Below are 18,522 nucleotides of genomic sequence, written 5' to 3'. Positions count from 1 at the left end.
TCCGCGGCGCCATGAACCCGGACGCACTGCGCAAGGCGACCCCCGAAGAACAGTTCGAAGAAGTCACTCGCGGCACCGTGGATTTGCAGGTGCCGGAGGACCTCAAGAAGAAGCTCCAGCGCTCGTATGACAAGGGCAAGCCGCTCGTCATCAAGGCGGGCTTCGACCCCAGCCGTCCCGACCTGCACCTGGGCCACTCGCTGCTGCTCACGCGCATGCGGCGCTTCCAGGAGTTCGGCCACACGGTGGTGTTCCTCATCGGTGACTTCACCGCCCTCATCGGCGACCCCACCGGCAAGAACGCGACACGGCCGGCCCTCACCCGGGACGAGGTGAAGGTCAATTCGGAGACGTACAAGCAGCAGGTCTTCAAGGTCCTGGATCCGGACAAGACGGTGGTGAAGTTCAACTCGGAGTGGCTCGACGCGCTGGGCACCGAGGGGATGATCCGCCTGGCCTCGCGCTACTCCGTGCAGCGCATGCTGGAGCGCGACGACTTCAAGACCCGCTACCGGGAGAACCGCTCCATCTCCCTGCATGAGTTCCTCTACCCGCTGCTGCAGGGCTACGACTCCGTGGCGCTGAAGGCGGACGTGGAGCTGGGCGCGACGGATCAGCTCTTCAACCTGGGCGTGGGCCGTCAGCTGATGAAGGAAGAGGGCCTGGAGCCGCAGGTCATCATGACGGGCCCCATCCTGGAGGGCCTGGACGCGAAGCTCGTGGACGGCGTCATCACCGGCGACAAGATGTCCAAGAGCCTGGACAACTACGTGGGCATCGACGAGCCGGCGGACAGCATCTTCGGCAAGTTGATGAGCATCACCGACGACCTGATGTGGCGGTACTACAAGCTCCTGTCCTCCATGCCGCTCAAGCAGGTGCTGGAGCTGGAGGAGAAGACGAAGTCCGGCGCGGCGCACCCCAAGGCCGCGAAGGTCGCGTTCGCGCAGGAGATGGCGGCGCGCTTCCAGGGTGAAGAGGCCGGGCGCAAGGCCGCGGAGGACTTCGAGAAGCGCTTCGCCAAGAAGGAGCTGTCGACGGAGGACCTGCCGCTCGTGGAGGTGTCGCTCGCGGGCGCGGAGAAGCTGCTGGTGACGAAGCTGCTGCCGGAGACGAAGTTCGTCGCCTCCGCCACCGAGGCGCGCAAGATGATGGGCCAGGGTGGCGTCAAGGTGAACGGTGAGAAGATCACCGACCCCAAGGCGGAGCTGGGGGCCGGTGAATACACCGTGCAGGTGGGCAAGCTGAAGGTCACGCGGGTGAAGCTGTCCTGAGCGCCGCGCGGGATGCCGCCCGGGCCTGCTTCAGGGCGCGGGCGGCTCCTTCGGCATCGCGCCTTCGTACAGCGCGGCGGAGCGCTGGACGAGGAAGCCGTGGGGCAACAGCTTCATCATCGTGGCGAGGAAGCGGTTGAGGACGCCGGGCACGGCGAGCTCGCGGCGGTGCTCGAAGGCGTCCACGGCGATGCGCGCGCAGGCCTCCGCGGACATGATGCCCAGGTCGCCCGCCTTGAACTTCCGGTCCAGTCCTGACAGCGACAGCATCTCCGTGGCGATGCCGCCCGGCGCGAAGACAGTGACGGACACGCCCGCCTTGCGCAGCTCGTAGGCCAGGCCTCGTCCGAAGCTGATCACGAACGACTTCGTCGCCGCGTAGGCCGTCTGGTACGGCAGCGGCGCGAAGCCCGCGGTGCTCGCGACGAGCATCAGCGCCCCTCCCCCACCCCGCTTCACGAAGTGCGCGCCGAAGAGCTGGGACATGCGCACCACGCTGGTGATGTTGGTGGCCAGCATCGCGTCGAAGGACTCGGGCGGCTGTTCCAGCGCGTGGCCGAAGTAGGTGACGCCGGCGTTGAGGATGACGCCGTCGACGGTGCGGCCCGTGGTGGCGGTCTCGAAGACGCGCGCCGCCTCGCCGGGCCGGGTGAGGTCCGCGGACAGGGGCAGCACCTGCACACCGTGCGCGGATTCCAGCTCCGCCTTGAGCGCGGTGAGCCGGTCCTCGCGCCGTGCGACGGCGATGATGTGGGCGCCGTGCTCCTTGGCGAGCAGGCGGGCCATCTCCAGCCCCAGGCCGGACGACGCACCGGTAATGAGCACCCAGCGGCCTCGGAAATTCATCGGTTTCATGTCGGGCGCTCTTATTTCGCGGTGCGGCGCCATGCGCAACCGGGGAACAGCGGGCCGTGGGCGCCCCTGTTAGAGTCCGGCGCACCATGCGCCTTTCCGGGTCGCTCGCCTGCTTCTTCCTGGCCCTCGCCCTCTCCGTGTCCCCCGCTGCCCTCGCGGGGAGCGGCGTCTTCGTCACCGAAGAGTCCGTGGACGCGGTGGAGCAGCCCGAGTCCGCCAAGGTCGTCTTCTCCGTGCAGCCCGGCGTGTCCTATCCGCTCATGAAGAAGGGGGGCCCGGACCGCGTGTGGTGCAAGCTCCAGGGGCCGAAGGCCGAGGGCTGGGTGCTCTGCGATGGCACGCCCACGGATGCCGTCCAGAAGGCGCCCGGCACGGACGCGCTCGTGCGAGCGGACCACGAGAACACGCGCCAGCAGCAGGCATCGCGGGGCGGTGGATCATCCCTCGCGGAGGCGGCGAAGTCGCTCGGGGGCGGGTCAGGTGCGGGCGCGCTCGGGACGGAGTCGGACGACGGGGAAGCGGGCGCCGTGGAGGTCCGTGCGCCCGCGGGTCGTGCGGCGGCGCCGGGCGAAGCAGCGGCGTGTGCGAGCACCTGTGAGCAGGCGCCCCTCTTCGCGAAGGCCCCGGCGCTGTCCGCGCTGGACCGTGAGGTGCTGGACCTGTGCCCCGCGCGTCCTGATGCGAGCGTGAGCGCTGGAGACGTGCAGCGCTTCTTCGCGAAGCACTACGACGACGCGCGGGTGCAGCGCGCGCTGTCCGCGGCGGGCCGGCCGGGCTCGCGGCAGGCGAACATCGAATGGCTCACGAGCCTGTGGGTGAGCACCGGCCCGCGCAACGCGTTCACGCACGTCTTCTGCGGGGACGACTGGCAGCGCGGCCCGATTGGCGGCCTCCACTTCCTGCCCCGCTACGCGCAGCTCGAGGCGGAGGGGAAGGTCTGCTACCAGGGCCCCGTGAAGGGCGAAGAGGCGGTGCGGGGAGAGCAGTACCTCATCCGCTTCAAGGGTCTGTCGCCCTGGTCCTGCGGCGTGAAGCGGATGGGCGGCTTCCCGACGTCGCAGGACGCGGTCTCCATCGCCGCCATCGGAACCCGCGCGTTCGCGCGCTGCTGCGCGCGTGGTGGGGCAAAGAAGGAAGGCGGCGTGTACTCGGCGCCGGACGTCGAGGGCGGCAACTGGCGCATCTGGTGCGGCACGCGCAACGGGACCTACGGCATCGCCACGCTGCACCCCACCGACGAGGCCGCCACCTGCTCGGAGTAGCGGACCCGCGCCCCTGAAGGACGCGGGCCCCCTGCCCTGCTGCCGTCCTACGGCGCCTTGTCCACGGTGAGCACCGCGCCCGTGGAGTACGCGGTGAACTCCGGCGCGTACATGGACTGCACCGTCGCCGGGCCCACGCGGAACGTGCCCGCGAGGTTGGCGCGCAGCCGGTACTTGAACGTGTACTCACCGGCCGGCAGCTGCTCGAAGAAGAAGTTCGTCCCCGAGTCGCGCGTCTCCTCGTACCAGACGATGCCCAGGTCCCACTTGTGGCGGGACTGCGCGTTCTCCGGCTCCAGGCCCGCGGCGCGCGGGTCTCGCAGGTGCACGTACTCCGCCGCGTGCTTGGTGCGCAGCGACAGCTGCACCTCCACCTCGTCGCCGGGCTGCAGCCGCGCACCATCCGCCAGTGGGCGAAGCAGCGTCTGGTTGCCTTCGCGGATCCGCACGAAGTAGCGGCGCGACACCTGGAAGAAGTCGCCGCGCTCCTCCTTCGGCAGCTCCTCCGTGGAGAAGTGCCACGTCGCGGAGGCGATGGCGAAGCCCGGCGTCGTCTTCTCCACAATCGTGGTCGCCGTGCCCGCGTTCACCTCTGGCCCGGTGAGCACCACCTGGTTCTTCTTCCCCGTGTACACGTCCGGCGAGAAGCTCATGGTCACCACCTTCGGGCCCACGGTCACCTTCAGCTCCTCGCGCGCGGCCAGCGAACCTTCCGCTTCCATGTAGTTCACCAGCGCGTAGAGCGCCTCCGCCGTGGCGCGCGTGGACTTCCAGTGGCCCAGCTTCTTGTCCAGGAGCAGCCACTGCACCAGGCCCGCGCGGCGCGGGTCCTTCGGACTCAGCTCCGACAGCGTGCGCAACGCGAAGGCGTGCGTCTCCGTGGAGTCGTTGTACCAGAGCCAGCTCCGGTCCTCCGGCGCCCAGAACGTGCCCTGGTCCCGGGTCGTCTTCGCGGAGTCCATCACGCTGTCCCAGACCTTCATCGCGTCCTTGCCGCGCTTCGCCCGGTTCAGCGTGAGCGCCAGGTACCCCTTGAGGTACGGCGAGTGCTCCTTCCAGTGCTTGAAGGAGGAGTCGAGCATGCGCTGTCGCTCGGCCGCCGTGAGCGCCTCGCCCGTGTAGCGCGCGTCCGGATACGCCGACGCCACGAAGTTGAGGAACGTGAGGAACTCCCAGCCCAGGTCCTTCTTCATCAGCCGGTTCGCGTAGTCGTTCCGGAAGTGCGTGGCCAGGTAGCCCCACGCCGGCTCCGTCATGGCGGGCGACACGTCCACCCCGTGCTCCATGGCGCGCGACAGGCCATGCAGGATGTAGAGCGTCATGTACGGCGACGACGGGCCGCCCGGCCACCAGGGGAAGCCACCGTCGGCGTTCTGCGCCTTGCGCAGCTTCTCCTGCGACGACGCGCGCTGGGCCCTGGCCACCTTCGGATCCAGCACGCGCAGGAGCGCGTCGTCGTTTCCGGTCCCGCCCTTCGCCTCGTTGAGCCAGGGCGTCTCCTCCAGCGTCATCTTCCGGTTCGGATCCACGTCGTCCCAGGTCTCGAAGCGCGTGCTGCGCTGACTCAGGTCCTTGGCCACCTTCGCCACCGCCGGATACTTGTCGAAGAGGCTGGAGACGATGCCCGTGGACACGAAGCGGTTGAGCGTCTGCTCCGTGCACTCATAGGGGTAGTCCACCAGGTACGGCAGCGCCTGGAGCACGGAGTAGAACAGCTGCGCGTCCACCGTCACCACGAGCTGCTCGTTCACCCGCGTGGGGTCATCGGTGCGCTTCAGGTCGTCGAACGTCAGCGTCCTGCGGTCCTTGTCGCTCAGCATCGCGAAGCGCGACTGGGACAGGTGCATGCGGCCAGGCAGCACCGGCAGGGGCCGCAGCTCACCGTCGCTGAACGCGCCCGTCTTCGCGATGACGCGGAAGGCCACCGGGCCCACGCGCGCGGGCGTGGTGATGGGGAAGCGCAGATGCGTGCCCTTCCCCGCCGCCACCGTGAAGGCCTGCGTGGCCGTCTTCACGCCGAAGTCCGCGGCCAGGCTCTTCTGCGTGTCCGGGTCCACGATGTCGAACGTGAGCTGGCCCTGCTGCGCCTGCGCTCCCGCGTTGTTCACCACGACCTCCAGCTCCGCGCGGTCCCCCTCGCGCAGGAAGCGCGGCAGGTAGGGGCGCACCATCAGCTCCTTCACGCTGCGGGTGGCGCGTTGCGTGGAGCCACCGCGCAGGTCGCGCGTGAGCGCGTGCACCCAGACGTCCCACGCCGTCACCGAGTCCGGCACCGTGAACTCCAGCACCGCCGCGCCGTCCGGACCGGTGAGCAGCTGCGGAATCCAGAACGCCGTCTCCGCGAAGTTGGAGCGCAGCGGCTGCTCCGGTTCCCCCGGTTCCGGAGCGCCGGGCGCCCCCTTGATGATCTGGATGATCTCACGCCGCTTCTGCTCCAGCACCGGTCTTCCCGACGCGGAGGGGGACGACGGAGCAGGCGGAGGGGGCGGAGGAGGCGCTGCGTCCGCCGACTCCCGCTGCACGGCCCCGGGCTTCGCGGCCATGGCACGCATGCGCATGCCGCCCCTCCCGTAACCGTAGCCGTGGCGGAAGCCCGGGCCGCCCAGCCCGTAGCCGTCCTCGAACTTCAGCGAATCGTCGGAAGGGGCCGGCGCGGAAGGCCGGCCCCGGTCGAGCTCGTCGAAGAGCCAGTCCGCGCTGGAGCTGCCCCCGGACGAGCGGAAGTCCACGTACGCCGTCTGCTGCGGATACAGCTGCGCCACCTGCGGCGGCGTGTGCGGTCCGAAGACGTTGAGCGACTGATCGTACATGTACGCGAGCAGCTCCGCGGCCCCGGCCTCCAGCTTCGCGCCCTTCGGCCCCTTCACCGTCACGCGGAAGGTCTCCTTCGCGCCGGGCCGCAGCGTGTCGCGGAACGTGGCGAACTCCAGGCTGAGCTCCTTGTCGTCGAAGGGCACGGACACCGTCTGCTGGAAGTGCAGGGGCTGCCAGTCGTGCACCAGCGAGAGCACCACGGTGAAGCCGCCGCGCAGGCCTTCCGTCACCGGAATCTCCACCACCGCGCGCCCCTGCCCCGCCTTCAACTGGCGGTGCTCGATGCGCTGGCGTCCCTGGTACACGTCCATCACCAGCGGCTGTCCCTCGAAGCCGGACGCCACCAGGAACCGCGCCACCTCACCCACGCGCACGGAAGCGCGCTCCGCCTCCAGCACGGCCGGCAACCCCGCCGGGGCCCGCACACCCGCCACCAGGAAGTCCCGCTGCGCGGTGGCCTTCTGGCCGAACGCATCCGTCGTCTCGTAGCGCAGGCGGTACGCCCCCGCGCGCAACGCCGGCAGCTTCACGGCGGCGACACCGTCCGTGCCGTGCGTCACCGCCGCCTGCGCCACCTCCGCGCCGTCGTCCCAGCTCCGCAGCGTCTGATCCACGTCGAAGGCCGACTCCCAGCGCGCCTTGAGCGCATCCCCCGGCGTGGGGGACACCTCCTTGCGCTCCTGCGCTGCCGCGTCCAGGGGCCGGGGCGCTTCGACCGGCACCTCCGACGGCATCAGCGGACGTCCAGGTGCCTTCAAGGCGATGAGCCGCCAGCGGCCCGGTCCGGCCTGCGGAGCACCGTCCAGATTCGCGCGGACGAGCCGCACCTCCGACGGGAGGTCCTCGCGGACGAAGCCCACGTCGGACTCCACGCGGCCCTCCACCGACACGAAGCCCAGGCGGAAGGAACGGCTCGCCGAGCGCGTCTCACCGCCCTCGTCCGTCAGGTCCGCTTCCACGCGGTAGCGCCACGACACGCCCTGCGCCTTCGCGAGCCGCTCGTCCGCTTCCGGCGTGAACGCCACCGTGAAGCCGCCGTCCTCTCCCACCGGGGCCGAACCCGAGGCCACCAGCTGAGAGGTGGCCGGGATGCGCTCCCAGAACCACCAGGGCGGCAGCACCGGCTCGCGCGACACGCGCCACTTCACCGCGCCGCGCGTCACCGGCAGGCCGAAGTAGTAGCGCGCTTCACCCTGGAACGTGGCGCGCCGGTTGAGCCGCAGCGCATCCGGCGCGTCCTTCAGCGTCACCTCGAAGGTGGGCCGCTTGTACTCCTCCACGCGCACGCCCGCGTAGCCACTGGGGCTCGTGCGCACGGACCACTGGCCCAGGGGACGTCCCGACGGGATGCCGAACTCTCCGGCCACCGACCCGAACGTGTTGGTGCGCGCTTCGCGTTTGGCCACCTCCTGACCGTTGGGATCGACGAGCGTCACCGTCACCGGCGAATCCGGAAGGACGCGGTAGCGCTTCGACATCTCCTCCGGGCGGTACGCCACCACCTTCCACAGCAGCTTCTGCTGGGGGCGATAGACGGCGCGGTCCGTGTAGATGAGCGCCTGGTCCTGCGGGGATGATTCATAGAGGGGGGACAGGTACACCGAGCCCGGGAACACCATGGCGCCCTGCCCCCGGCCCACCACCAGCAGCATTTCGTCGTAGCGGTTGGCGTCCGTGCCTTCCAGCACCAGGTCGCCGTTCGCGTCGGTGCGGCGGCTGGTGATGCCGAAGCGGCGCGTGCGGAAGTCCGGCTTCACCAGCCGCACCTCCACGTTCGGAGCGCCCGCCCCCGTGGCGCCGTCCACCACGCGCAGCTCCGCCTGGTTCGGGTTGGCCTTCTGCACCGTCACCGCCCAGGGCGACACGGACAGCGGCAGGGAGAGGAGCTTGCTGTTCTTCTTCTCGAAGTCCTCGCGCGTGGACAGGACGATGATGTACGTGCCCGGCTTGAGCGCCGGCGGGGTCACGAAGGTCTGGTGGCTCTGGAAGTCAGGCGTGGGCGGCAGCGCCGTACTCCAGACGGCGTCGGGCTTGCGCGACGCCACCATGCGCAGCACCTCCTTGTTCGAAGTGGACAGCATCAGGTTCGCATCCGGCTTCGCGAGCTGCGCCTCCACGTCCAGCGCGAACGCCCGGAAGTACAGCGTGCCCACGTTGCGGTGCTGCACCGCGATGGAACGCTTGCCCGGCCCGTCCACCTGCATCACGGACGCGTACAGCTCCGGCGCCTCCTGGCTCGCCACCAGCTCCGCGCACTGCGCGCCACCCACCGACTTCGGCCACGCCTCCACGCCCGCCTTCGCCAGCGCGTGCGCCGTGACCCGCCGGCCCGCCAACTGCTCCATCGTCGCGAGCTGGTGCTGGCCCATGGACCACCACGGCACGTCCCGGAAGCCCTTCAGGTGCGCGGCCAGGTGCTCACGGATGCGCTGGCGATCCGCCACGTCGGTGAAGGACGCCGCCAGCACCTCGTAGCGCCGCAGCCGCGCCTCCAGCGCCGCCTCGCGCCGGCCCGCCGCCAGGTGCCACGCCTCCAGGTCGCCCAGCACCGCCGCGATCTTCAACAGCGGATGCGCGGACGGCTCCTTCAGCTCCACCTTCGGCGTGCCCTCCAGGAGCGCGCCCAGGTCCAGCCGGTACACCCCCTGCTCCTGCTCCGGGCGCCACAGGTCCGTGCTCTCCAGTGACGCCACCCACAGGTACGTCACCGCGTCGCGAACCGTGGAGCGGATGCCCTCCGGATACGTGTTGGGCGTGACGTATTCGGACAGCACCTTCACGGGCTCCGTGCCGAACTTCTGGCGCAGCTCCCAGACGGCCGCGTACTCGCGCTGGATCTCCGCCGACAGCTGATCCTTCGTCCACGCCTTCAGGTCCACCGTCCCGGAGGTCACCACCTGCTCGCGCTGGCCAATCTCGTAGCCGTACGCCTGCACGTAGTTGGCGATCACCGCCGCCTGGAACAGGTGGAGCGTGGCCTGCGGCCGCAGCCCCTCTGGCCAGGGCTGCTCGCGCAGGAAGCGCACCGCCGTCTCATAGCCATGCAGCCGCGTGCGCAGCTGCACCGTGCGGATCAGCGCGCGCGTCCACTCGTCCGCGTCACCCTGGGCCTTCGCCGCGGCGAGCCGGGCCTCGGCCCCCTGCGCGGCGGACTCCACCTTGTCGTCCTCGACGAGCGCGTCGATGGCCTTCCACGTCGGGAGCGCCTTCTCGGGGGCAGCCACGGACACGGAGGACAACACGAGGGACAGCAGGCACAGCACGACGGCGGATGTACGCGGGCGCGGAGGTGAAGACATAGGGGCGGCACTCTAGACGCCGCCCGCGTCCCTGGCGGTCCCTTCTCCGTTTCAGGAAGCAGCGGGCGCGGGTGCCCGGCGCCGCAGCCCCACCACGTAGACCTCCATGCTGGCGCCGCGCGTGGCCTCCGGGCGGACGATCTTCACCTCCTCGAAGTGCTGGCGCACCTCGTCACGGAAGGCCTCGAAGTCGCCGCCCATGAAGACCTTGGCCACGAACGTGGCGCCGGGCCTGCCGCGCGTGGCGGCCACCTCCAGCGCCTTGCCCGCGAGCCGCAGGCTGCGCGCCTCGTCCGTGCCCTTGATGCCGGACGTCTTGGGCGCCATGTCGGAAATCACCGCGTCGTAGGGACCGTCGTACAGCGCGGCCAGCTTCGCGTCGAAGTCGTCCGCGAGCACGTCCAGCACCGCCGTCGTCACCCACTTCTGGGAGAACGGCCGGATGGCCGAGATGTCCACGCCGATGACGCGCCCGTGCATGCCCACCGCGTCCGCGAGAATCTGGAGGAAGCCGCCCGGCGCCGCGCCCAGATCCAGCACCGCCGCGCCCTTCTTCACGGACGCAGGAAAGCGCTTGAGGATCTCATCGACCTTGAACGCGGAACGCGCGCGCAGTCCCTCTTGCTTGGCTTTCTGGAAATAGTGGTCTTTAGGACGGTAGGGCTTGCCCATGTCAGAAGCCGTCCCTAGCATCCGCTACTGTCTTCGGAAAGCCGGAGCAGTCGCGGCCTGTTCGTTCGCCGCGCCAACGGATATTCCGGAGGGTTGGTGGCATGGGCACCCGGAGCGTGACAGCGGCCTTGTGCATCTCCCTGTTCTTCACGGGCGGGGCTGCGTTCTGCTACGCGCGCGCTGAAGGCCTCCAGGCGGAGGGCCGCTGGCTGATGGCCCGGGGCAGCGCCCAGGCCTCCGACTTCGCCCAGAAGCTGGACGGCACCTCCGTGGACGCCCAGCTGAAGACCTTCAAGGAACGCCGTGGCGTGATGGAGCAGGCCCACCGCTGGCAGCGCGGCATGCTGCTGGGCATCATGGCCGCCGTCCTGTCCGCGCTGTCCGCCTACGTCCTCTTCCTCCTCAAGCGGCTGGACGACCAGCTCCTGGATGCCACCGGCGAGCTGCGCCGGCCCCAGGAAGCCTCCTCCCTGCCCGCTCCGGCGTTCACGCCCAGCGTCCAGCGCTAGGACTCTGGCAGGATGCCACCCCGTTGTTTCCTGAACGGGGAGGACCGCCATGCCCGGCTGCGCGCACTGCGGACACACGCTCGACATCATCGCCAACCAGGTGGGCCGGCGCGACACGTGCCCCGGCTGTGAAGAGGACCTGCGCTCGTGCCGCAACTGCCGGCACTTCGACGAGTCCGTGGCCAAGGCCTGCAAGGAGCCCTTCGCGGAAGCGCCCCGCGACAAGGACGAGGCCAACTTCTGCGAGTTCTTCCAGCTGGGCGAAGGCGGCCTGCACCAGAAGGCCTCGCGCGACGCGATGGTCAGCGCCGCGGAGGCCCTCTTCGGCAGGAAGTAGCTAGAAGCCGTACAGCTTGGAGATGATCTCCTTCATCACCTCGGAGGTGCCGCCGCCGATGGTGATGAGCCGCACGTCGCGCCACATGCGCGCGATGGGCGTCTCCTCGATGTAGCCCATGCCGCCGAAGAACTGCTGGCAGTCGTAGGCCACGCGCTGGGCCAGGTCTCCGGCGAACAGCTTCGCCATGGAGATCTCCTTCACCGGGTTCTCCTTCCGGTCGTAGAGGTCCACCGCGTAGTAGTTGAGCCGCCGCGCCGCCTCCACCGCCGTCAGGTGCTCCACGAACTTGTGGCGCCACACCTGGAACTTGATCAGCGGCCGGCCGAACGCCTCGCGCTCGTTGCCGTACTGGAGCGCGTCCTCCAGCATCCGGTCCATGCCGCCCACCGTGGTGATGGCCCCCACCAGGCGCTCGCCCTGGAAGTTGGTCATGATGTGGTAGAAGCCCTGGTTCTCCTCGCCCAGCACGTAGCGCGCGGGGATGCGGCAGTCCTCGAAGTAGAGGATGGCCGTGTCCGAGGACAGGTTGCCAATCTTGTCCAGCTTCTTGGAGATGCTGAACCCCTTCACATCCGTGGGGAACGTCACCAGCGAGATGCCGCCGTAGCCCTGCTCACCGGTGCGCACCGCCAGCGTGATGAAGTCCGCGCGCGTGCCGTTGGTGATCCACATCTTGGAGCCGTTGATGACGTAGTCGTCGCCATCCCGGCGCGCCGTCGTCTTGATGCTCGCCACGTCCGAGCCGCACCCCGGCTCGCTCACGCCCAGCGCCGCGATGCGCTCGCCCTTGAGCGCGGGCTCCAGGAACTCGCGCTTCTGCTCGTCGGTGCCGATCTCGTTGATGATGGGCGTGGCCATCTGGCTCTGCACCAGCAGCGCCATGTTCACGCCCGCGTTGCGGCTGCGGGAAAGCTCCTCCGCGAACGCCGTCACGTACCAGTAGTCCAGGCCGCTGCCGCCGAACTTCGGGTCGTGGCTGATGCCCAGGAAGCCCAGCTCGCCGCACTTCTTGAACAGCTCGCGGGGGAAGATGCCTGCCCGGTCCCACTCCAGACCGTAGGGCGCCATCTCCTTCTCCACGAAGGCGCGGACCGTCCTGCGAAACGCTTCATGCTCCTCGGTGAACGGGTTGAGCATCGCGAGTCCTTTTGGGTTGTCCCGGTGCGGGTTGATTCGCGAGTCAATAACAGGCGCCCGCCGTCAGCCACAAGCGACGAACCTCGTCCAGGCCCCGCCTGCCCCCCTCTCCAGCGGTGACGCAGCGCGCCGGTGACGGGGTTGTGAAGAAGTCTTGAGCCCTGGAGGGCAAGCAGCCAAGCCCGCAGGATGACTGGGGAGTGGATAGTCCGCACTCCGGAGTATCCTCTTGACAGATAATCGAGTGTCGGTAATTTCTAGCCCACAAAGAATTAGCCGGAGCAGGTGCCAGGGCGGGTGTCCCGCCGGCGACCCGGCAGGAGTTCGGACGCGTGAATCAGCGAATCTTGGCTGCCGTGGTGGCCGTGGCTGTGTCGACGGCGGGGTGCTCGAAGGCGGGCGCGGAGAAGGCGCAGCTGCCGGCGCAGCAGGAGGGTTCCAACGCGCTGGGAGTCAAGGCGATCACCCCGGCCACCGAGCTGGAGCAGAACGTGACGCGCGTCACCGGCCAGGTCCGCTCCAAGCAGGAGGCCGTCCTGGGTCCCCAGGCCACGGGCACGCTCGCGAAGGTGAACGTCCGGGTGGGCGACAAGGTGAAGAAGGGCGACGTGCTGGCGCAGCTGGACACGTCCAACGTGAGCATCGCGGTGGACCAGGCGAAGGCGGCCAAGGACATGGCGGAGGCCGCGCTGCAGCTGGCCTCCAGCAACCTGGAGCGCACGCGCAAGGTGGCCGAGTCCGGCGGCGTCGCGGCCAACGCGCTGGAGCAGGTGGAGATTGGCCAGAAGCAGGCCGCGGCCCAGGCGGCCCAGGCCGGCGCGGCCTACCGGCTGGCGGTGGAGAACCTGCGGGATCACTCCATCATCGCGCCCTTCAACGGCATCATCACCGCGCGCAACAAGAACGTGGGTGACTCCGTGGCGGTGACGCCCTCCACCCCGGTGTTCTCCATCGTGGACGCCGACGGGCTGGAGATCCGGATGATGGTGCCGGAGTCCGTCATCGACAACGTGACGCCGGGCATCGTGACGCCGGGCACCGTGAACCCCAGCGGCATGCGCTTCGAGGCGAAGGTGGCCAACGTGGGCGCCGTCATCGACGCGCAGAGCCGCACCGTGGAGGTGCTGGCGGACGTGACCGGTAAGACGGATCACCCGCTGCGTCCGGGCGCGCTGGTGGAGATGGACTTCTCCAAGGCCGCGGGCGACGCGGGCAACGGCCTGTTCCTGCCCGCGCAGGCGGTCAGCAGCAAGGGCCAGGACGGCTTCGTGTGGGTGGTGCAGGACGGCACCGTGCGCAAGCGCGACGTGCGCGTGCAGCGCGTGCTGCCGGGCTACGTGAAGGTGCTGCAGGGCCTGACGGCGGAGGAGCGCGTGCTCGCCGACGCCTCGTTGGACGTCAAGGAGGGGACCGCCGTGCGCGTCGCGCAGTAGCGGTCCCTCCTCCCCTCTTCTTCCCTGGGTATCTGAATGCTCAAGACCTTCATTTCACGGCCCATCTTCACCGCCATGCTGATGCTGGCGGTGGTGGTGTTCGGCCTGTACGCCTATCCGAAGATTGGCGTGGACCAGTTCCCCGACGTCGACTTCCCCGTCGTCACCGTGACGACCGTCCTCCCGGGCGCGGACCCGGAGTCGATGGAGAAGAACGTCTCCGACCCGCTGGAGGAGGCGCTCAACACGCTCAACGGCGTGGACACGCTCAAGTCCATCAACCTGGAGAGCGTTTCGCAGATCGTCGTGCAGTTCAAGCTGTCCACCAAGGTGGACATCGCGGCGCAGGACGTGCGCGACCGCGTCCAGGCCACGTTGAGCAAGCTGCCGGATGAGGTGGAGACGCCCGTCGTCGAGAAGTTCGACATCGGCGCGGCCCCCATCATCACGCTGGCGCTCGCGGGCGCCATGCCGGTGGAGGAGCTGACGCGCATCGCGGACGACGTCGTGAAGCCGGCGCTCCAGCGCAACCCGGGCGTGGGCAGCATCGACATCGTCGGTGGCCGTGAGCGGGAGATCCAGCTCGTGGTGGATCCGCAGCGGCTGCGCGGTTTTGGCCTGGCCATCAGCGACGTCAGCCAGGCGCTCAAGGCCCAGAGCCTGGACGTCCCCGGCGGCCGCAGCATGGACAGCGGCCGTGAGCGCGTGGTGCGCCTCACCTCCGAAGCGAAGAGCGTGGAGGACATCCGCAACATCATCATCACCAGCTCGGGCGGCGCGCCGGTGCGCGTGCGCGACATCGCGGAGGTGGTGGACGGTCCCGCGGAGCAGCGCTCGGGCGCGAAGAGCGGCGAGCGCAGCGCGGTGGCGCTGGTGGTGCGCAAGCAGTCCGGCTCCAACACGGTGCAGGTGGCGGACCTGGTCCAGGAGTCGCTGGGTGAGATCAACAAGAAGCTGCCCGCGGGCATCCAGGTGGAGACGGTGACGGACAACGCGCGGTTCATCCGCTCGTCCATCCACGCGGTGCAGGAGGACCTCATCCTGGGCGGCGTGCTCGCGGTGCTCATCGTGCTGGTGTTCCTGCGCAACCTGCGCTCCACCATCGTGGCGGCCATCGCGCTGCCGGTGTCCGTGGTGGGTACGTTCGCGGTGATGGCGGCGCTGGGCTTCACCTTCAACATGATCACGATGCTCGCGCTGACCCTGTCCATCGGTCTGCTCATCGACGACGCCATCGTGGTCATCGAGAACATCGTCCGTCACATGGAAGAGGGCGCCTCGCCCATGCAGGCCGCGCTGGAGGGCGCCGGACAGATTGCCCTCGCGGTGCTCGCGGTGACGCTGGCCATCGTGGCGGTGTTCATCCCGGTGGCCTTCATGGACGGCATGATCGGCAAGTTCTTCTACCAGTTCGGCGTCACGGTGGCGGTGGCCACGCTCATCTCCTACGTGGTGTCCATGACGCTCACGCCGATGCTGTCCTCGCGCCTCTTGCGTGAGCACGGCCACCCGACGGGCATCTCCGCGGCGGTGGAGAAGGTGCTGGTGGGCATGGAGAACGGCTACCGGAAGATCCTGGGTGGCATCCTGCGGCACCGCCTCATCACGATGGTCGTCGCGGTGGCGGTGCTCTTCGCCACCTTCGGCATGATGCGGTTCCTCAAGTTCACGTTCATCCCCGAACAGGACAACGGCAACATCAAGCTGACGGTGGAGCTGCCCATCGGGTCCACCATCCACGAGACCCAGACGCAGCTGGACACCTTCGCGGCGCAGGTCCGCGCGGTGCCGGGCATCGCCTCCACGTTCACCACCGCGGGTGGCGGCGTGCAGGAGGAGGTCCACAAGGGTGAGGTGCTCATCAACCTGAAGCCGGTGAAGGACCGCGCCTTCAAGCAGAGCGAGCTCAAGGCCTACCTGCGCCAGAACATCCACCCGCCCAAGGGTGTCACCGTCGCTGTGCAGGACGTGGCCGCGGTGTCGGGTGGCGGCGCGCGTTCGCAGCAGGTGCAGTTCAACCTGCGCGGCGACAACTGGAAGGAGCTGACGGAGTCCGCGGAGAAGATGCGCCAGGCGATGCTCAAGAACCCGGGCCTCACCGACGTGGACATGACGTACCGCTCCGGCAAGCCGCAGTACGACGTGCAGGTGGACCGCGACCGCGCGGCCATGCTGGGCGTGCCGGCCGCGTCCCTGGGCGCCACGCTGCGCTCCTACCTGGGCCGGGACAAGGTGCTGGACTACCGCGAGGGCGGTGAGACGTACGAGGTGAAGCTGCGCCTGCCGCCGGAGACGCTGGCCTCCGCGGACGCGCTCGGCCAACTGGCCGTGCGTGCGCCGTCCGGGCAGCTGGTGGAGCTGCGCAACCTGGGCCGCATCGTTCCCGCCGAGGGTCCGGTGCAGATCGACCGTCAGGCGCAGCGGCGGCAGATCACCATGCTGGCGAACCTCAAGGAGGGCTACGCGCTCTCCGACGCCATCACCTACATGCAGGGCTACGCTTCCACGGACCTGCCCAAGAGCGTCGTGGGCGAACTGGAAGGCAACGCGAAGGAACTGGGCAAGTCGGTGGCCGCGTTCGGCACCGCGCTGCTCCTGGGCATCATCCTCATCTACATGATCCTCGCGGCGCAGTTCGAAAGCCTCATCCACCCGTTCACGATCATGCTGTCCCTGCCCTTCGCCTTCATCGGGGCCATTGGCGGTCTGCTCATCACGGGCCAGTACATGTCCATGTTCGCCCTCATCGGCGTCATCATGCTCATGGGTCTGGTGGTGAAGAACGGCATCCTCCTGGTGGACTTCACGCTGCAGGTCCGTGAGAAGGGCCGCACGGCGCACGAGGCGCTGCTCGAGGCCGCCCCGGTCCGTCTGCGCCCCATCCTGATGACGACCATCGCGATGATCGCCGGCATGATCCCGGTGGCCATCGCGAAGGGCGACGGCGCGGAGACGCGCGCGCCCATGGCCATCACCATCATTGGCGGCCTCATCACCTCCACGTTCCTCACGCTGGGCGTGGTGCCGGTGGTGTACTCGCTGCTGGATCAGCTGGCCGCGCGCTTCAAGCGCAACAAGGGCAGCGACCCCGGCTTCGCGGGTGGCTCTGGCCCGTCGCATGGTCCCGTCAACCAGGACCGTGAGCGGGAAGCCGCGGCTGCCGCGGCGCGGGTGGAGACGGCCTGATGCGCCGCCCCACCTCCATCGCGCCCCCCTCGGACGCCGACGCGCGCTCCGAGGGGAAGGACGAGGCCGCCGAAGAGAAGGCCGCGATGGAGCGACTGCTCCAGGAAGGGGACCAGTCCACGCCGGACTCGCGCCGCTTCCTGGGGCTCATCCGGGAGCTGGCCCACTTCCGCTCCCTGAGGGATCCGCTGGCGAGCCTCTGCGACGACATGCGGCTGACCCCCACGCAGGTGCACGCCCTGGGCTGGCTGGGCATGGACGGCCCCATCCAGGTGGGCGTGCTGGCCCAGCGCATCGGCATCACCAAGAAGACCATCACCGGCGTGGTGGACCGCCTGGAGGACATGGGCATGGTGGAGCGCGGCCGGGACGCGGAGGACCGCCGCGCCGTCACCGCGAAGCTCACCGACAAGGGCTGTGAGATCTACCAGGTCATCCAGCTGATGACGGACGCCGGCATCCGGCGCCTGATGGGCCTGCTCCCCGAGGAGGACCGCGAGGCGCTCTTCGGCATCATCGAGCGGATGCTTGCCCGCATGAAGTGCGGCGCCCCGCCGCGCTGACGGGCACGGCAGGTGCGTGGAGGGGCGCGGGCTGCGACACTGCCCGCGCCCATGCTCCCCTCCTTCGTGGCCCTGCTCGGGCTTGGCCTGAGCGCCGCTCCCCCACCCTCCCCCGCCGCGCCTTCCGCGTCCGCGCTGCTCCACGCGCAGTGCCGCACGCACGCGGCGGATCCGTCCCGGCCCTGGGCGCTCGCGCACGGCATGGACCTGGACGGGAAGGCCTTCCGCGCGCGTGACGGCCGCCCGGCCTCGGACGCCATCGTCGCGGGGTTCCTGCGCCGCGACGCCCCCGACGCGGGAGGCACGGCCCGCTACTTCTTCGACGCCTTCACCCCGGACGGCACGCCCGTGGAGCCGCACCCGGCGCTCCAGGTGAAGACGTTCCTGCTCGCTGGATACCCGCGCTCGCATTCCTTCCGCACGGCGTGGGGCCAGGTGACGCTGCGCGAACTGGTGGCGTCACTCCAACATGACTTCCGCCCCGCGCTCGCCGCGTCGCCGGATGGAGCGTGGGCGCTGGACGCGCTGTCGCACGTGCTGGAGCCCGGGCAGTCCTTCGTCAACGGCGCGGGTGAGACGGTGCGAATGGACGCGGTCATGGACACCGCGCTCGCCACGCTGGAGGCCGCGCAGGCGGAGCTGGCCCGGGGCATGAAGGCGGGCCTTCCCCAGCTGCCCAAGAACAAGCAGGGCATCTACGCGCACCCGTGTGGCGGGCTCCACTTCTTCCAGGCCGTCGCGGGCTGGGCGCGCTTCCCTTCCGTGCGCAAGGCGTGGGGTCCGCGGCTGGACGCGCAGGTGGACGTGCTGGTGTACCGGCTGGCCTCGGAGTCGCGGCAGTACGAGGCCGCGCTCACCGCCGCGCCCGCGTACCGCGTCCCGGTGCTGGTGCAGATGGTGAAGTTCCATGGCCACTTCCTGGAGGCCCTGGGGCGCTACCGGGACGAGACGGGCTGGAAGCCCACGCCCGCGCAGGCCCGCGCGGTGGAGGAGGCGAAGGCCGCGCTGGAGCACGCCACGCTCCGGCTGGAGGCCACGGGCGCCTTCCGCGACACCGAGGCGCTATCCCGGACACAGCCCCAGCTCGCCCTGGACCTGGTGGGCGATGCGTGCCACGCGGCGCGCGGCTGGGACCTGTGGGCTTCCGCGAAGGCGCGTTGAGGCCCGGGCCTCGCGAG

At 69.5% G+C, this 18,522-nt stretch carries 12 protein-coding genes; 8 read left to right on the top strand and 4 right to left on the bottom strand.

Features of this window, described 5'->3' with window-relative positions:
* The first annotated feature begins 11 nt into the window (after window positions 1–11).
* Window positions 12–1,274 (top strand): tyrosine--tRNA ligase, encoded by a 1,263-nt coding sequence (gene tyrS, locus D7X32_RS17585; RefSeq protein ID WP_120603713.1) that lies wholly within the window; start codon window positions 12–14, stop codon window positions 1,272–1,274.
* A 30-nt stretch (window positions 1,275–1,304) separates the two neighbouring features.
* Here tyrS and D7X32_RS17580 read toward each other — a convergent pair whose 3' ends face one another.
* Window positions 1,305–2,129 (bottom strand): SDR family NAD(P)-dependent oxidoreductase, encoded by an 825-nt coding sequence (locus D7X32_RS17580; RefSeq protein ID WP_120603712.1) that lies wholly within the window; start codon window positions 2,127–2,129, stop codon window positions 1,305–1,307.
* Window positions 2,130–2,215: 86 nt separating this feature from the next.
* On the opposite strand from D7X32_RS17580, the gene D7X32_RS17575 reads away from it, so the two are divergent.
* Window positions 2,216–3,391, top strand: coding sequence for an EndoU domain-containing protein (locus tag D7X32_RS17575; RefSeq protein WP_120603711.1), 1,176 nt, complete (start codon window positions 2,216–2,218; stop codon window positions 3,389–3,391).
* Between the two features lie 47 nt (window positions 3,392–3,438).
* Here D7X32_RS17575 and D7X32_RS17570 read toward each other — a convergent pair whose 3' ends face one another.
* Window positions 3,439–9,504, bottom strand: coding sequence for an alpha-2-macroglobulin family protein (locus D7X32_RS17570; protein ID WP_120603710.1), 6,066 nt, complete (start codon window positions 9,502–9,504; stop codon window positions 3,439–3,441).
* Between the two features lie 51 nt (window positions 9,505–9,555).
* The gene (locus tag D7X32_RS17565) at window positions 9,556–10,197 is read right to left on the bottom strand and encodes an SAM-dependent methyltransferase (protein ID WP_120603709.1); all 642 of its coding nucleotides are present in this window, start codon (window positions 10,195–10,197) and stop codon (window positions 9,556–9,558) included.
* Between the two features lie 80 nt (window positions 10,198–10,277).
* Here D7X32_RS17565 and D7X32_RS17560 point away from each other — a divergent pair, with 80 nt between their 5' ends.
* Window positions 10,278–10,685 (top strand): hypothetical protein, encoded by a 408-nt coding sequence (locus D7X32_RS17560; RefSeq protein WP_120603708.1) that lies wholly within the window; start codon window positions 10,278–10,280, stop codon window positions 10,683–10,685.
* Between the two features lie 49 nt (window positions 10,686–10,734).
* Window positions 10,735–11,022 carry a hypothetical protein gene (locus D7X32_RS17555; RefSeq protein WP_120603707.1) on the top strand — a complete coding sequence of 96 codons (288 nt, stop codon included), beginning with the start codon at window positions 10,735–10,737 and terminating at the stop codon, window positions 11,020–11,022.
* Here D7X32_RS17555 and D7X32_RS17550 read toward each other — a convergent pair whose 3' ends face one another.
* Window positions 11,023–12,162: an acyl-CoA dehydrogenase family protein gene (locus tag D7X32_RS17550; protein WP_120603706.1), complete on the bottom strand. Its 1,140-nt coding sequence runs from the start codon at window positions 12,160–12,162 to the stop codon at window positions 11,023–11,025.
* Window positions 12,163–12,494: 332 nt separating this feature from the next.
* Here D7X32_RS17550 and D7X32_RS17545 point away from each other — a divergent pair, with 332 nt between their 5' ends.
* From D7X32_RS17545 to D7X32_RS17530, 4 genes are read left to right on the top strand one after another with little or no spacing between them, the layout of a single operon-like run.
* Window positions 12,495–13,595 carry an efflux RND transporter periplasmic adaptor subunit gene (locus tag D7X32_RS17545; RefSeq protein ID WP_120603705.1) on the top strand — a complete coding sequence of 367 codons (1,101 nt, stop codon included), beginning with the start codon at window positions 12,495–12,497 and terminating at the stop codon, window positions 13,593–13,595.
* A gap of 36 nt (window positions 13,596–13,631) precedes the next feature.
* On the top strand, window positions 13,632–16,781 hold the full coding sequence (locus D7X32_RS17540) for an efflux RND transporter permease subunit (RefSeq protein ID WP_120603704.1): 3,150 nt from the start codon (window positions 13,632–13,634) through the stop codon (window positions 16,779–16,781).
* Window positions 16,781–17,344, top strand: coding sequence for a MarR family winged helix-turn-helix transcriptional regulator (locus tag D7X32_RS17535; protein ID WP_120603703.1), 564 nt, complete (start codon window positions 16,781–16,783; stop codon window positions 17,342–17,344). The genes D7X32_RS17540 and D7X32_RS17535 overlap by 1 nt, the downstream gene beginning before the upstream one ends.
* Window positions 17,345–17,395: 51 nt before the next feature.
* A complete protein-coding gene (locus tag D7X32_RS17530; RefSeq protein WP_120603702.1) occupies window positions 17,396–18,505 on the top strand; it encodes a hypothetical protein in 1,110 nt (369 codons plus the stop codon).
* Window positions 18,506–18,522 lie beyond the last annotated feature (17 nt).

Source organism: Corallococcus carmarthensis (assembly GCF_003611695.1).
Classification (GTDB): Bacteria; Myxococcota; Myxococcia; order Myxococcales; family Myxococcaceae; genus Corallococcus; species Corallococcus carmarthensis.
The sequence above is the reverse complement of the archived record's forward strand: the minus strand, read 5'-3'. Positions and strand labels throughout refer to the sequence as shown.

Excerpts from the sequence above, each read along its gene's own strand:
- tyrS (WP_120603713.1), top strand. The coding sequence starts at position 12 with ATGAACCCGGACGCACTGCGCAAGGCGACCCCCGAAGAACAGTTCGAA.
- D7X32_RS17580 (WP_120603712.1), bottom strand. The coding sequence starts at position 2,129 with ATGAAACCGATGAATTTCCGAGGCCGCTGGGTGCTCATTACCGGTGCG.
- D7X32_RS17575 (WP_120603711.1), top strand. The coding sequence starts at position 2,216 with ATGCGCCTTTCCGGGTCGCTCGCCTGCTTCTTCCTGGCCCTCGCCCTC.
- D7X32_RS17570 (WP_120603710.1), bottom strand. The coding sequence starts at position 9,504 with ATGTCTTCACCTCCGCGCCCGCGTACATCCGCCGTCGTGCTGTGCCTG.
- D7X32_RS17565 (WP_120603709.1), bottom strand. The coding sequence starts at position 10,197 with ATGCTAGGGACGGCTTCTGACATGGGCAAGCCCTACCGTCCTAAAGAC.
- D7X32_RS17560 (WP_120603708.1), top strand. The coding sequence starts at position 10,278 with ATGGGCACCCGGAGCGTGACAGCGGCCTTGTGCATCTCCCTGTTCTTC.
- D7X32_RS17555 (WP_120603707.1), top strand. The coding sequence starts at position 10,735 with ATGCCCGGCTGCGCGCACTGCGGACACACGCTCGACATCATCGCCAAC.
- D7X32_RS17550 (WP_120603706.1), bottom strand. The coding sequence starts at position 12,162 with ATGCTCAACCCGTTCACCGAGGAGCATGAAGCGTTTCGCAGGACGGTC.
- D7X32_RS17540 (WP_120603704.1), top strand. The coding sequence starts at position 13,632 with ATGCTCAAGACCTTCATTTCACGGCCCATCTTCACCGCCATGCTGATG.
- D7X32_RS17535 (WP_120603703.1), top strand. The coding sequence starts at position 16,781 with ATGCGCCGCCCCACCTCCATCGCGCCCCCCTCGGACGCCGACGCGCGC.
- D7X32_RS17530 (WP_120603702.1), top strand. The coding sequence starts at position 17,396 with ATGCTCCCCTCCTTCGTGGCCCTGCTCGGGCTTGGCCTGAGCGCCGCT.